Below are 13,418 nucleotides of genomic sequence, written 5' to 3' on the forward strand. Positions count from 1 at the left end.
GCGCTCGGGAGGATTCGAACCTCCGACCGCCTGGTTCGTAGCCAGGTACTCTATCCAGCTGAGCTACGAGCGCGTTGGGGGGCGAACAATAGGGAAAGTGGACATTCGCGTCAAGGACTTAATGAGATTTCGGTTAAATTTTTTAGCGGGCAGGCTATTTCCTGAGCAGTGTGCAGGTCGCCATGCGGTCGATGCCGTCCAATTCCCGGTAGGCACGCCGGGCATGCTCGTCGCCATTGAGGAAGCAGCGCAGGAACAGGCAGATCGCCTGGCCGATGACGTGGCGAGCCCTTTCCGAGGTGACGGGGAAATCGATGAATCCACGGCCACAGGTGGTATCGTCTGGGGCACAGATGGAGAAGTGGTTGGCATCCTTGAGCAGGAGCAGGGTATTACTGCCGTCGCGGTCTGGCAGGGCTTCATCAAAGGTCTGCTTGAGGCGGGCGGTGGTGCTTGGGTTGTCGGAACCATAGCAATGCGCGCTGTGGGCGATACAGCCATCCTGCTCGCCGCCAATCAACAGTACAGGCGCGTCGCTGCCAATTGGCAGCACGGTCTCCGCCGGCCAGCCCAGCATGGTGGAGGCGCCGGAATGGGCACCATAGGAGAATACGGCTTTCAATGCCGGAAACCAGGAGGTGCGGGCATTGAGCAGCGCGGCGGTGCCACCGGCGCTGTGTCCGCCGAACGCCAGTCGCCCGAGATCCAGCTTGCCGGCCAGGGTACCTTGCGCGTTTACCCGTTCCAGCATGGACAGGATTGACGGTACCGCGATGGCCGAGAGGCGGCTGCCGAACTGCTCCGGTGTCAGCGCGTCAGCATCGATACCGGGGGTCGCCGTGATTACTCCCGGGCCTTCGCTGGTGATCAACTGATAGGTAACGGTGGCGATACCGAAAGGCGCGAGCAGTTCCGCCAGCCAGCGATAGCAGGACGGATCCGTATTCATGCCGGGCAGCAGGATCAGAACCGGGCAGGGGGCGAGTGTTTCGTCTACCGGGACTGCCCCGGTATTACGTTCCGCAGGGGTATCGCCAAATTGCCCGGGGTAGTAAATTCTTGCGATGCCCGTGTCGTAAGGCGGGTTGAGCGTGTCCACCTTGAAAGCATCGAAGATACAGCGTGTCATATACATGGAAATTCGCCTGGTACTTCTTTGGATTGAGGATAGGCGCGAGTCTTCACGTGAGGATTGATAATTGTCAATTCAGGCGAGCTTGAGTTGGGGTATCCATCATCCATCGTCGCCTTTAATCCGTATGGGTTAAGGCTGTGACAGAGCGATATAAAAATCTCCCCTTCAGCGAGGAAGCAAGAGTGAAAAAATTACAAGAGTTAGTGCGCTTTCCGCGCCTGATGGTGCTGGCGTTCGGCCTGCAGTCGACCGCAACCCTGGCCTATCCATTGTCCACCGACGAGGCGTTTTGCGCGCGAGTGCAGCAGTTTATCGCCGGTACCGATATGACCGTGGACAATGTGGTGTATGAAGAGGACACCTACTGGACCACCTTCAAGAAATCCAAGCCGCAGGCACAGCCGCTCACCACCCACCAGTATGTAGGCTACCAGTTGGCCAACGGCGAACGCGCGGATTACCCGGTGACTGTAGCGTGCAAAATGAAAACCGCTGAACGCATCCGCACCGCGAATGCGGATTCGGGGGAGATCACGGTTGCCGAGGAAGATCGCGCGTGCCAGACCTGGCAGGCGCTGATGCTGGATGATGTCTACAAGGCGCTGGAGCAGCAGGGTGATTCAGCGTTGATGTCCAGGGAGCGCATTGCGCTGGCCGAAGAAAACAACGTGTATATCGGGCCACTGTGGCTGCGTCCGGAGCTGTACCAGGTCGCCTATACCGAAGACGATACCCTGAAGTTGCGCAGCAAGGCGCTGCATGTGGAGTACCGGCGTTTTATGCCGGTGCCGGACAGCTTTATGGGCACGCACTACTGCACCATGATCGCGCCGGAATATCTGGCCAAACTCCTGCAGGGCGAAGCGGAAGCACCACCGCTGCAGGAATAGCAGTCATAGGAGGCCGGGATATTTTCCCGGCCTCCCGTTCCTTGATCCAGCCTCAGGCCTCAACCACGCGGCGCATCTGCTCTTCACCCATCCGCAGGGTCAGCATCTGCTTGACACCTTCCTCACCGAATACCTTGGTAGCCAGTTTGTTCATCGGATCGCGCTCGTAGCACAGGCGGCGCAGCTGGTGGTCGTCACGGCGCAGTGCGACACGCTCGCTCTCTGCCAGCGGCTGGGCTTCGTCGTACCAGCGCAGCCAGTGGGACAGCATGCTGCGGGCGTAATTCTCGAGAATATCGATGTTCTCGTCGTTCAGGTCACCCATCAGGCTCTGGGTGGACGGGTTGATCAGCGCGCGCATGTAGGGGCCGTGGCTCACGGACCACTGGAAGTTGCTGTGGCCGCGCAGTGCCAGGTACTCCTCGTTGATGGGGGCGTAGTACTTGTCGAGGTACTCGCTGTCCGTCAGCAGGTTGCGGCGCGGCATGAAGTCGAAATAGAAAAACAGTTTCGGAATGGTGCCGAAAACCATGACGAAATGCGGCACGTCGGTTTTCTGGCCGAGGTAGGCGGTGGCATTCATGTCGAGGATGCTGGCCTTGCGGTTGCCCAGCCAGGAGTTCACCAGCCACTCGCAGTCGCCGCCACTCCAGGCCTGGAACGAGCCTTCGAATTCGCCGTTGGGCGAGGTGTAGTACTCGCGGTCGGCACAGGCCGGTTCCAGCTCAAGGCCGGTAAAGCGGCTGGCGATGGTTTGCTTCACGTCGGTGAGGATGCCCCAGCAGCGCTCCCACGCTTTGCTCACGTCCACATTGGGGTTTTCTGACAGAAACTGGTCGATGGTTTTTGTATCGGAATGCATGGTTCGCCTCATTGATCACTTTGGTGGTGATTGCGTTGTTGTTCTCGAATGGTGTGCAGGCCTGTCAGGCCGGGGTGCTTTCCTGCAGGAATGCTGCGTTGGGATCGCCGTGGGCGACGCGGTAACCGGTAGCATAGATTTTCTCCGCCGAGATCCGGCGGTTGGGTGCCTTGATCTGGTTGAGGAACTCCAGCCGGGTCAGCCCCTCGGCGTCACAGATGGCATCGAATACGCGGGCGTTGGTGGCCGGCGTGCGCTCGTTGTCGCACACATTGAAGATGCCGCTGAGGCCGTGTTCGATGGCGTGGGCCACCGCGCTCACCACGTCTTCGAAGTGGATGGCGTAGAGCAGGGCGTCGGCGCCGAACAGTGCCTTGCCACCGAAATAGGAGTGCGCCAGCTTGACCCGCTCCGGGAAACTCAGGTCGCCCGGTGCGCCGTACATGTCGGGGAAGCGCAGTACGCAGCCGCCGGCGCGGGAGAGGATTTCCTGTTCTGCCTGCTGGTAGTACAGCGAGGAGGGTTCCTCGTGGTTGCTGGTTGGGGTTTCCTCGGTGATGGGGGTGCTGCCTTCGCCGCCGTCTCCATACACGGAGAACGACGAGAGGAAAATCAGCTTGTCGCAGCAGGCCGCGGCGCTCGCACAGGTTTCCACCAGGGTCTGCTTGTAATGCTGGTGGCGCTCTTCCGGCGTGCGGGTATTTTTCACGTTGGGGGCAACGGTTACCACGATCATGTCCACACCGGCGGCGGCCGCGGCAACTTTGTCGGATTCGTGGCCCTTGAGCACCACGACCTCGTCGGCAAAGCCTTTCAGGGTTTCGGTTTTTTCCGGGGTGGTGGTGGTGCCAATTACCCGATGCCCTTGCTCGCGCAGCCGGCTGCCGAGGGCCTTGCCCACGTGCCCCATACCCAGTATCAGTATTTTCATTATTTTCTCCCGCCGGGGGTCTGTTGAATATCGCACTGATACTAGGTGAGGCGGGGTGGGCCGCATTGACCATTGTCAATTCCGGCCCGGGGGATGGGGGATCAGATAGCGGGCTCTGTCGCTGGCTCCTGTGCGCTGGTCACGCCCTCGTGGGATTCGAAATACTGTACCTCTGCCAGTTCGTAGCGAGTCTGCATATACCCCTCCACCTCGGCGCGCAGCAGCAGGTAGTCGTCGTCGGCAGTACACCAGACGTTGTAGGGCGGATGCTCTTCCGGCAAATCCGCGGCGGTATCGGTTACCTGGAAGTGTCGCGCGCGGAAGGTGCCGGCCTCCACCGTGATTTCGGTTTCGCCCACATACACCAGAGAGAAGCCCATTTTGAACAGTAGAGGGCCGGTTGCGCCGCGGTGATCCGGTGAAGACAGCATCATGTGCGGGAAGTGCTGTTTGCCCGGCCCTTTGGACAGGTCGTAGAGTCGCATCAGAAGGCTATCGCCGGCGATCGGGTGGCACTGCATCCACTGTACCGGCGCGGCCAGTTCGATGCGCTGGCTGATGCGCCCATCGCGCTGGTTGAAGGTTTCGCACTCGGCGACTTTGTCGGTAAACCGGAACCAGCCGCTGCCCTCAAATTTATCCCCTACGGTCAGGCGCACCGAACAGTCCAGCGGTGCGGAATCGCTGTGGCGCAGTGCCTGTACGATATCCCGGGTGACGCTGGGGGCGTCGTCGATTTCGCAGTGTGCCTGCAGTACATCGGTGCCGTCGGCCTGCTGGCTGATGTTGAAGAACTCGCGGCCCCGTTCGTGGCCGAGACGCTCGGGTTTGCGGCTGGTGTAGCGGATGTGTCCTCGAATGCTGCGGTAGGGCATGGGCTTCTCTTGTTATTGGCTTGTCTTTGTTAATTATTTTTGAGTTGCGGTGATCGCTGTGGTCGTTCAGCGCTCGATCAGTTCAATCCGTTCGCCATCGTGACCGTGCAGGGTGCAGCTGCGGCGCCCGTGGTAGGGGGCGGCTTCGTGGCAATGTGTTTCAGCCTGCTCCGGAATCCGGTCGATATAAAAAGTGACCATGGCGATACCTCCGCCCAGGGTGTGGGTCTCGCCGGGGGCAATGGCGAGATTGTCCAGCTGGTCAATTTCAATCAGGGTGCTGCCGGCCAGTTGCAGCGTTGCCAGTGGGTGCTGTTGCTCCATGGGCAGGTTGCGCAACTGGTTGATGACAGTCACCTTGGTATCAAAGCTGAGACCGCTGAGCTGGGCCAGTGATTCGTAACGGGCCAGGGAGGCTGCGCGGTCTGTGCTCGCGAGCACTGGAATAAACAGATGGTCTACCGCGCAGCTGGCCTGGGGGAGCTGGAAGGGGGGCACTTCCCCGGAAATTTGCGTCAGATAAAGGAGTTCACCGGCGGGGCCCTGTACCTGCACCGCACGGATCTTGTCGCTGAGCTCCAGGTTGGCCACCGGACGCAGTACCCGGAAAGGCGAGTCCGCCAGGGAGGCCGCGAGTCCGTCCACATCATCCACGAGTATTTCCATCGCCATCCAGCCGGCGCAGGCAAGCGGCGTGGCCGGCGTTGCGGTCGGGTCTTCGACAATGCGCAGCCAGGGGCGGCCGAGAATGTTGCCGAGCAGCCAATACCGTGCGCCGGCCAGTTTCGGGCATCCCCACTGTGTGGCCATCGGCTGGGTAAGGGATTCGCTGGCGAGTACCTGGCAGTGCAGGTCGCTGCAATAGTCGTCCACCAGACGCGCGGCGTCGTCGCTTGCCAGGGTGGCGATGCTGCAGGGGCCGAGTGCCGGGCCGGGTTCAGTTGTGCTCATTGGGGAAATCCGCTGTTCTCAAAGTTCTAATGTTATAATAATATATCAAATATTGAGAAAAAAGATCTTATCTGACCCGAGGGTACAGGAGGGCAGGGAATATGGCGATATCGGGAGTGAGTACACTGTTCGACAAGCTGTGGTCGGCGCACACCGTTTGCGATCTCGACAGCGGGGAAACCCTGCTTTACATCGACCGCGTGTTTTTGCACGAGCGCACAGGATCCATTGCCCTGCAGAGTCTGCACAGTGCCGGGTACGGCGTGCGGGACGCGCGCAGGGTGTTCTGCACCATGGATCATATTGTCGACACCTTTCCGGGGCGCGGCGACAAAACACTGATGCCTTCCGGTTCGGAATTTATTGTGGCAACGCGCCATGAAACCCGCGCTGCCGACATTCGCCTGTTTGATGTGGATGATCCGGATCAGGGTATCGTGCATGTGATCTCCCCGGAGCAGGGTTTGGTTCTGCCGGGGCTTACACTCGTGTGTCCGGATAGTCACACCTGCACCCAGGGCGCAATCGGCGCGCTGGCCTGGGGCATCGGCTCCAGCGAAGCCGAACATGCACTGGCGACGGGTACCCTGCGGGTGCGCAAACCGAAAAACATGCGCGTCGTAGTCGATGGGACATTGTCCCCGGGCGTGACCGCCAAGGATCTGGTGTTGCACCTGATCGCACAGTTTGGTGCCAACGGCGGTGCTGGGTACGCGGTGGAGTTTTCCGGTTCCGCCATCCGGCAGCTGGACGTTGAGGCCCGGTTCACCCTGTGCAATATGGCGGTGGAGTTTTCCGCTTTTACCGCGGTGATTGCCCCTGACGAAAAAGTGGAAAGCTATCTGGAGGGGCGGGATTTTGCTCCCAAGGGTGAGCACTGGCAGGAAGCGGTTGAATACTGGCGCAGCCTGCACAGTGACGACGGGGCGGCGTTTGATCGCGAACTGCATGTGGATGCGGCGGCAGTCGGTACTGCCGTGACTTGGGGCACTAGTCCGGAGCAGGTGGCTGGAATTAACGGCCGAATCCCGGATCCGGCAAGTTTTGCAGAGCCCCACCGTCGCGAGGCGGCAGTGCGGGCGCTGGAATATCAGGGGCTGAAGGCCGGGGACTCTATTGCGGATATTGCGGTCGATGCGGCGTTTATCGGCTCGTGTACCAACAGTCGCCTCAGCGACCTGCGTGCTGCGGCGGCCGTGGTGAGGGGGCAGCGCATTGCCCCGGGGGTGCGCGGCGTTGTGGTGCCCGGCTCACGGCGGGTAAAAAAGGCGGCGGAGCGCGAAGGGCTCGACCGGATTTTTGTCGAGGCCGGGTTTGAATGGCGAGACTCCGGCTGTTCCATGTGCTTCTACGCCGGGGGGGAAACCTTCGGTGAATTCCAGCGCGTCATCTCCACCACCAACCGAAATTTCGAGGGGCGTCAGGGGCCGAATACGCGCACGCACCTTGCCAGCCCCACAACGGTAGCCGCCTCGGCGATTACCGGGTCAATCACCTCAGCGGAAATGCTGGCAGCGAGCGAGTCACTGATTGCATGAAACCGTTTATCTGTCATACCGGGATCGCGGCACCGCTGCTGCGCCGCAATATCGATACCGACGCAATCATTCCATCACGGGAAATGAAACGCGTATCCAAACGCGGGCTGGGAGAGGGCCTGTTTGCGGGCTGGCGCTATACCCTGCCGGGCAGTCGCGAGCCCAACCCGGCGTTTGTGCTGAACCGTCCCGAGTACCAGCACACTTCCATTCTGTTGGCCGGTGACAACTTCGGCTGCGGCTCATCCCGTGAACACGCGGTATGGGCCCTGGCAGAGTACGGTATCCGCGCGGTGATTGCCTCGGGCTTCGGTGCGATTTTCCACACCAACTGCATTCGCAATGGCGTATTGCCAGTTTGCCTTGGCGAGGACGCAATCAGCGCGCTGGCAGAGCGGGTACAGCAGGATCCGCAAAACAACACGGTGACGATCGATCTCCAGCAATGCCAGATCCGGTGCGGTGACTTTGCGTGCACCTTTGCCCTGGACGAGGGCGCGCGTGACATGTTGCTGAATGGGCTCGATCCCATTGCACTGACACTGAAGCAGCGAAAATTGATCGACAGTTTCGAACAGGCGCGTCGCACGGAACACGCCTGGGCGTTTGCCCCATTGGAAGATTGTGTGGAAGGAGTACTGCCGTAATGCAACCCGTAACGCTACTGCAGCAGCTGGTTCTCCTGCTGGACCGGGACATCGATGAGCCGACTCTGGCGCGCGCGCAACTGCACCTGCTCGACTGGCTGGGTTGTGCCGTTTACGGCGCGCAGGGTGAGCTGGCCGGAAAACTGAAAAACTATCTCACGCAGTGGGGCACCGCCGGAGAGCTCTGGAATCTCTCGGGCCGCACTAGTTGCTGGCAGGATGCGCTGCAGCTCCACGGTGCACTTGGCAGCGTCTCCGAGATGGACGACCTGCATCGCACTTCCACATTGCACCCGGGGCCGGTGATTATCCCGGCCGCGCTCGCCGTCGCCGAGTTGGTCGAGGCGGAGCCGCGGGCATTGCTCGAAGCCATTGTGGTCGGCTACGAGGCGATGATCCGGATCGGACGGGCGCTGGGGCGGGATCACTATGCGCTGTATCACAGCACCTCCACCTGCGGCAGTTTTGGTGCCGCGGCCGCCGCTGGGCGTTTGCTCGGACTCAATCATGACGAGATGGTCTGGGCGCTGGCCAATGCCGGCAGTCGCACCGGTGGTTTCTGGCAGATGCGGCACGAGGCGGTAGAAACCAAGCACCTGCACAATGCGGGAGCGGCCCACAGCGGCGTACAGGCGGCGCTGCTGGCGTCACAGCAATTGCGCGGTCCGGCCAGCCTGCTTGAAGGCACCCAGGGATTTTTTGCGGCGACGTCTTCCCAGGCGATGCCGCTGGCGGTCATCGATAACGCAGCCGACGGTTGGCTGCTGTACCAGTGCAGCTTCAAGCCCTGGCCGGCCTGTCGCCACACCCACCCGGCGATTGATGCGGTGCGCGCACTGGGGGAAATTTCCAGTGATGCCATCAGCGCGGTGCACATCAGCACCTATGCCGATGCGCTGATCTTCTGCGATCGGCCAGTGCCGGAATCGCCTGCGCAAGCGCGCTTCAGTCTGCAGCACTGTGCCGCGGTGGCGATTCTCTGCGGCGCACCCGAGATCCAGCATTTCGAACAGGATTTCCTGCAGCGTGACGATGTGGCGACACTGCGATCCAAGGTCACCCTGCATGTGGACGAAGAGCACCAGCGTGCGTATCCCGGCCGCTTCAGTGCAACCGTGCGCATCGTGTTGTGCGATGGCAGCGAGCGCGAAGCGGTGCTGCGGGATGCCTGGGGTGACCCCGAGTGGCCGCTTACCGGCGAGGATATTGTCCGCAAGGCGCGCACGCTTTTCGCCGCGGGCGGTGTCGCTGCCGAGCCGGCCGCAGACATACTGGAAGTCGTATTGAATCTGCGCGACCAGCAGGATCTCGGTGGTCTGTTTGCCGCACTGCGTGCTCTGGGAGGCCAGGGTGCATAGCTATGAACAGCGGCTGGTCAAGCACGTAGCTGAGACCCGGTTCGAGCAGCTCGACCGGGCCGCGGTGGACGCCTGCAAGACCTTCATTCTCGATTCGATCGGTGTGGGTATCAGCGGTTCACGCCTGCCCCTTGCTGCGGATCTGCTGGAGACGGCGATTGGCTGGGGCAGGGCGGAAGCGGGGCGGTCGGCGACGGTATGGGGTACCGGTAGACAGTTACCAACCGCACATGCGGCGATGGTCAATGCCTATCAGATTCACTGTCAGGAATTTGACTGCGTCCACGAGCAGGCGGTTGTTCACCCCATGGCGGTGATCCTTTCGGCACTGCTGGCGGAGGCGGAAGCGCTCCAGGCGGATGGTCGCGCTCTGCTGTTGGCGCTGGCGCTGGCGGTGGATGTTGCCACTGTGCTGGGTATGAGTGCCGACAAGCCAATGCGTTTTTTCCGCCCCGGTACCGCGGGCTGTATTGGTGCAGCGGCAGGGCTCGCGCGCCTGCGCGGCTATGCCCCTGAGCGCATCCAGCAGGCCATGTCTATCGCCTACAGCCAGACCGGCGGCACCATGCAGGCGCACACGGAAGGTGTGGCGGTACTGCCGATGCAGGTGGCGTTCAATGCGCGCAATGCGATTACCGCGGTGGACATGGCCGGCTTTGGCCTGGTGGGTCCGGATCAGTTTTTGAGTGGCGATTACGGCTATTTCGCCATCATGGAATCCGCTGGCAATGCGCCTGAGGCATTCGCTCTCCTTGGGGAGGAATGGCAGATCGGTCGCGTCAGCCACAAGCCGTTTCCCACTGGACGCGCGGCGCACGGCACGCTTGATGCGTTGATGCAGTTGCGCGCCGAACATGGATTCACAGCGCAGGAAATCGAATCTGTGCGCATCGAAGCGCCGCCGCTGGTACGGCGGCTGGTGGATCGCCCAGTCGTGCCAGGGATGAGCGTGAACTACGCGCGGCTGTGTATCGGATACGTGGCTGCCACCCTGCTGATTACCGGCGACGTGGGGGTGCATGATTTTGATCGCGGCGCTTTGAGCGATTCGGCGCGCCAGGATCTCGCCACACGCATTCGCATGTATCCGTCTGCCTGTGAGGATCCGAATGCGCTTGCGCCGCAGTCGGTAACCGTTTGCCTGAAGGACGGCACTGAGTATCGGCAGGATATGCGGGCGATCCTCGGGCACCCGGGAAATCCGCTGAGTCGCACGCGGCAGCTGGAAAAATTTTCCCGCTGCCTCGCATCGGCGCGTTACCCCATGGACGAGGAATATGCCGGCGAAATTATCGCGCAGATCGACCAGCTGGAGCAGCTGGCGAGTATTACCCAATTGACCGAGCTGCTGGCGCCCGAGCGGCAGCCCGAGCATGTCATTACCTGAAGAGAGTGTGGATTTTTCATGCCTTACCCAAGCTATTTCGAGAGTTTTGATGTACAGCAGGCGCTGGCGGACTACCCCCTCGGCGATGCCTTCCTGAAGCGTTATACGGGCATGTCCCGCGATGCACTGCGCGACCTGCAAAACCAGCGGTTTCTCAAGTTAATGGCGCGAGGCTGGGAAATTCCGTTCTACCAGCGCCTGTGGGGCGCGGCTGGCATTGAACCAGGTGACATCCGCAGCATCGATGACATCGAAAAACTGCCGGTATTCTCCAAGTCGGACATCATGCAGAGTGTCGAGCAGTTTCCGCCCATCGGTGATTTCAGCGGGCTGGAAGGATTGGCGCCGGAGCAGCGGCCGCCGGTTGTGTTCCACACCACCAGCGGTACCACGGGAAGACCGCAACCGATTATTTTCGGCCCGCGCGGGCGCGAGATTCAGGCCATGCTGGTGGCCCGGGCCTATCGCTTTATGGGGCTGAAACCCGGTGCCACAGTGCAGTCCACCTACGGACACGGCATGATCAACGGTGGCCACTACATTCGCGAGGCCGTTACCCGCTACACCAACGCACTGTTCCTTTCCGCCGGCACCGGGCTGGAAACCCGTTCTGCCCAGCAGGTACAGCTGATGCAGGATTTCGGTGTGAACGTGCTGGTTGGATTTGCGGATTACATCAAGAAGCTGGCCAGTGTGGCGGAAGAGCAGGGACTGAAACCGGGTGAAGACCTGCGTATCGACATGATCATTGGTCACCTGGGGCAGGAGACCCGTGCAGCGCTCAGCGAAGCCTGGGGTGGTGCCGCACTTTACGACTGGTACGGCGTCGCCGATACCGGTTGTATCGCCGCAGAAGGGCCGGATCAGAACGGGCTTTATGTGTGGGAGGATGCGCACTATCTGGAGTTGCTGGATGTGGACAGTGGTCAGGCGGTTGCCCCCGGTGATACCGGCAACATGGTTGTGACCTGTTTGTACAAAGACGATATCTACCCGGTGATCCGTTTCAATACCTGCGATATCACTTCGGAGATTCCCGGGGAAAATCCGTTCAGTTTGCCGTTCAAGCGCATCCGGGGTTTCCTTGGCCGCTCCGATAACATGGTCAAGCTGCGCGGTATCAATGTCTATCCCCACGGTATCGGTGGCATGCTGGCGGAGCTGGAAAGTTTTACCGGAGAATATGTGTGTATTGCCGAGCGGGACGATGCCGGCCGTGAGACGCTCACGGTGATGGTGGAAGTGAGCGAGCCGGTGGCGAAACACCCCGCGATCGCCGAGCAGTGCGGTGCCTTGTTGAAGCGCAAGCTGGGCCTGGAAGTCGGGGTGGAGCCGGTTGCGGCAGGTGCCACTGCCCAGTGGACGGAGATCGACCGCCGGCAGAAACCCCTGCGTTTGATCGATCGGCGATTCAGTTAACACTGTGCGCATTCTGCCCTGGAAAAAGCCCATGTCCCAGAATCTTCACCGCGGTATCAGTGACGAAACTCTTGCCAAGGATGCCACGGCGCTGGCGGCCCGCCTGGAGCGCGGGGAGCTCAGTAGCCAGGCGCTGACGGCGCGCACGCTGGCCGCTATCACACGTAGTCAGGACAGCATCAATGCCTTTGTGCACGTGGATCGCGAGGGCGCGATGCGCGCGGCACTCGAAGCGGATGTGCGCATGCGACAGGGGCAGCGCCTGTCTGCGTTCGATGGGCTGACCTGCGCAGTCAAAGACAATATCGACGTCGCCGGTATGCCGACCGCAAATGGTTTGGGTTATCGCGACAGCGCCCCGGTTGCAGTGGAGGATGCGCCGGTGGTGGCACGCTTGCGTGCGGCCGGGGTGATCGTGCTCGGCAAGCTGAACATGCACGAAATTGCCCTCGGTGCGACCAATGACAATCCCCACTGGGGACGCTGCGAAAACCCCCTGCGGGCTGGATTTACCCCGGGGGGATCCAGTGGTGGCTCGGGCGCAGCGGTGGCCGCGGGCCTGTGCGCATTTGCCCTCGGTACCGATACCATGGGCTCGGTGCGCATCCCCGCCAGTTACTGTGGTGTCGCCGGCCTGAAGCCCGGGCGGGATCAGATCAGCATGGCCGGCGTTACGCGCCTGTGTCGGCAGCTGGATACGGTAGGGCCGCTGGCGCGATCCGCCCGCGACCTGCGGGCACTGTGGCCACTGCTCAGTGAGGTGACGGCCACTGAGCTGCAGCCCCCGCAAGAAGTTGACCTGACGAGCGTGCGCTGGGCTGTGATGCGCGACTGCGCCGAGGCCGGTGTGGAAGGTGAAATCGCCGAGGCTTTCCAGAGCCTGAGCGAATCCCTGCCCGGAACCGAGCCGTTGTCGCGGTCTTTTGCCGCCATTGATTTTTCAGCCATTCGCCGCGCCGGTTTGTTGCTGTGCGAGGCGGAAGCCAACGTCACCTTCGCCGCTGAATTGCAGCAGCAACCGCACCTGTTTTCCGAGCAGTTGCAGGGGCTTTTGCAGTGGGGCGCACAGCGCTCCGCGCCGGATCTGGTGCGTGCGACGGATGTGGTGGAAGCGGCGGGCAGCTGGTTGCGCCGGCAGTTGCAGGGGGCTGACTTCCTGTTGACGCCCACCGCCCCGCAAACCGCTTTTGCCTTTGCAGATCGGGCGCCGGTGAATCAGGCAAACCTCACCAGCGTCGCGAACATGGCAGGCTTCGCGGCGGCGAGTATCCCACTCGGTATTTCCGCGGGAGGATTGCCGTTTGGTGTTCAGGTTATCGGTCGGCCCGGTGCAGAGTCCGCCCTGTTGAACGTCCTGGTGGCGCTGCAGGCGTGGCTGGCGGAACATAGGCTCGCAGTGACGGCATGAAGTTTTTGACGGACTTT

Annotated in this window: 12 protein-coding genes and 1 tRNA gene; 7 read left to right on the forward strand and 6 right to left on the reverse strand. The window is 61.3% G+C overall.

Annotated elements, in window-relative coordinates; translation table 11 throughout:
• Together ACNKU7_RS17365 and ACNKU7_RS17370 are read right to left on the reverse strand one after the other, a co-directional pair.
• Positions 1 to 73, reverse strand: a tRNA-Arg gene (locus ACNKU7_RS17365).
• A gap of 81 nt (positions 74 to 154) precedes the next feature.
• Positions 155 to 1,135 carry an alpha/beta hydrolase gene (locus ACNKU7_RS17370; protein ID WP_418298254.1) on the reverse strand — a complete coding sequence of 327 codons (981 nt, stop codon included), beginning with the start codon at positions 1,133 to 1,135 and terminating at the stop codon, positions 155 to 157.
• A gap of 182 nt (positions 1,136 to 1,317) precedes the next feature.
• Between ACNKU7_RS17370 and ACNKU7_RS17375 the strand changes: the two genes are divergently transcribed.
• Positions 1,318 to 2,025, forward strand: a complete 708-nt coding sequence (locus ACNKU7_RS17375) for a hypothetical protein (protein ID WP_418298255.1) — start codon at positions 1,318 to 1,320, stop codon at positions 2,023 to 2,025.
• A gap of 52 nt (positions 2,026 to 2,077) precedes the next feature.
• On the opposite strand, the gene ACNKU7_RS17380 is transcribed toward ACNKU7_RS17375, so the two are convergent.
• The 4 genes from ACNKU7_RS17380 to ACNKU7_RS17395 all read right to left on the reverse strand — a co-directional run bounded on the left by ACNKU7_RS17380 (position 2,078) and on the right by ACNKU7_RS17395 (position 5,644).
• Positions 2,078 to 2,887, reverse strand: a complete 810-nt coding sequence (locus ACNKU7_RS17380; RefSeq protein WP_418298256.1) for a hypothetical protein — start codon at positions 2,885 to 2,887, stop codon at positions 2,078 to 2,080.
• A gap of 64 nt (positions 2,888 to 2,951) precedes the next feature.
• Positions 2,952 to 3,818 carry an NAD-dependent epimerase/dehydratase family protein gene (locus ACNKU7_RS17385; protein ID WP_418298257.1) on the reverse strand — a complete coding sequence of 289 codons (867 nt, stop codon included), beginning with the start codon at positions 3,816 to 3,818 and terminating at the stop codon, positions 2,952 to 2,954.
• Between the two features lie 101 nt (positions 3,819 to 3,919).
• Complete coding sequence (locus ACNKU7_RS17390) at positions 3,920 to 4,693, reverse strand: DUF3108 domain-containing protein (protein ID WP_418298258.1); 774 nt, start codon at positions 4,691 to 4,693, stop codon at positions 3,920 to 3,922.
• Positions 4,694 to 4,759: 66 nt separating this feature from the next.
• A complete protein-coding gene (locus ACNKU7_RS17395; RefSeq protein ID WP_418298259.1) occupies positions 4,760 to 5,644 on the reverse strand; it encodes a hypothetical protein in 885 nt (294 codons plus the stop codon).
• 101 nt (positions 5,645 to 5,745) lie between these two features.
• Between ACNKU7_RS17395 and leuC the strand changes: the two genes are divergently transcribed.
• The 6 genes from leuC to ACNKU7_RS17425 are packed head-to-tail and all read left to right on the forward strand — an operon-like array spanning position 5,746 to position 13,401.
• Positions 5,746 to 7,182 carry a 3-isopropylmalate dehydratase large subunit gene (gene leuC / locus ACNKU7_RS17400; RefSeq protein ID WP_418298260.1) on the forward strand — a complete coding sequence of 479 codons (1,437 nt, stop codon included), beginning with the start codon at positions 5,746 to 5,748 and terminating at the stop codon, positions 7,180 to 7,182.
• Positions 7,179 to 7,829, forward strand: coding sequence for a 3-isopropylmalate dehydratase small subunit (gene leuD, locus ACNKU7_RS17405; protein ID WP_418298261.1), 651 nt, complete (start codon positions 7,179 to 7,181; stop codon positions 7,827 to 7,829). Before leuC ends, leuD begins: the two co-directional genes overlap by 4 nt.
• Positions 7,829 to 9,187, forward strand: coding sequence for an MmgE/PrpD family protein (locus ACNKU7_RS17410; protein WP_418298262.1), 1,359 nt, complete (start codon positions 7,829 to 7,831; stop codon positions 9,185 to 9,187). The genes leuD and ACNKU7_RS17410 overlap by 1 nt, the downstream gene beginning before the upstream one ends.
• Entirely contained in the window at positions 9,180 to 10,574 is a 1,395-nt protein-coding gene (locus ACNKU7_RS17415) for an MmgE/PrpD family protein (protein ID WP_418298263.1), read from the forward strand. The genes ACNKU7_RS17410 and ACNKU7_RS17415 overlap by 8 nt, the downstream gene beginning before the upstream one ends.
• A gap of 18 nt (positions 10,575 to 10,592) precedes the next feature.
• On the forward strand, positions 10,593 to 11,993 hold the full coding sequence (locus ACNKU7_RS17420) for a phenylacetate--CoA ligase family protein (protein WP_418298264.1): 1,401 nt from the start codon (positions 10,593 to 10,595) through the stop codon (positions 11,991 to 11,993).
• A 31-nt stretch (positions 11,994 to 12,024) separates the two neighbouring features.
• A complete protein-coding gene (locus tag ACNKU7_RS17425; protein ID WP_418298265.1) occupies positions 12,025 to 13,401 on the forward strand; it encodes an amidase in 1,377 nt (458 codons plus the stop codon).
• Positions 13,402 to 13,418: the final 17 nt, after the last annotated feature.

The organism is Microbulbifer weihaiensis, from assembly GCF_048323715.1.
Lineage (GTDB): Bacteria > Pseudomonadota > Gammaproteobacteria > Pseudomonadales > Cellvibrionaceae > Microbulbifer.

Bases quoted from the DNA above. Each gene is read 5' to 3' on its own strand.
- ACNKU7_RS17370 (WP_418298254.1), bottom strand. From the start codon at position 1,135: ATGTATATGACACGCTGTATCTTCGATGCTTTCAAGGTGGACACGCTC.
- ACNKU7_RS17380 (WP_418298256.1), bottom strand. From the start codon at position 2,887: ATGCATTCCGATACAAAAACCATCGACCAGTTTCTGTCAGAAAACCCC.
- ACNKU7_RS17385 (WP_418298257.1), bottom strand. From the start codon at position 3,818: ATGAAAATACTGATACTGGGTATGGGGCACGTGGGCAAGGCCCTCGGC.
- ACNKU7_RS17390 (WP_418298258.1), bottom strand. From the start codon at position 4,693: ATGCCCTACCGCAGCATTCGAGGACACATCCGCTACACCAGCCGCAAA.
- ACNKU7_RS17395 (WP_418298259.1), bottom strand. From the start codon at position 5,644: ATGAGCACAACTGAACCCGGCCCGGCACTCGGCCCCTGCAGCATCGCC.
- leuC (WP_418298260.1), top strand. From the start codon at position 5,746: ATGGCGATATCGGGAGTGAGTACACTGTTCGACAAGCTGTGGTCGGCG.
- leuD (WP_418298261.1), top strand. From the start codon at position 7,179: ATGAAACCGTTTATCTGTCATACCGGGATCGCGGCACCGCTGCTGCGC.
- ACNKU7_RS17410 (WP_418298262.1), top strand. From the start codon at position 7,829: ATGCAACCCGTAACGCTACTGCAGCAGCTGGTTCTCCTGCTGGACCGG.
- ACNKU7_RS17420 (WP_418298264.1), top strand. From the start codon at position 10,593: ATGCCTTACCCAAGCTATTTCGAGAGTTTTGATGTACAGCAGGCGCTG.
- ACNKU7_RS17425 (WP_418298265.1), top strand. From the start codon at position 12,025: ATGTCCCAGAATCTTCACCGCGGTATCAGTGACGAAACTCTTGCCAAG.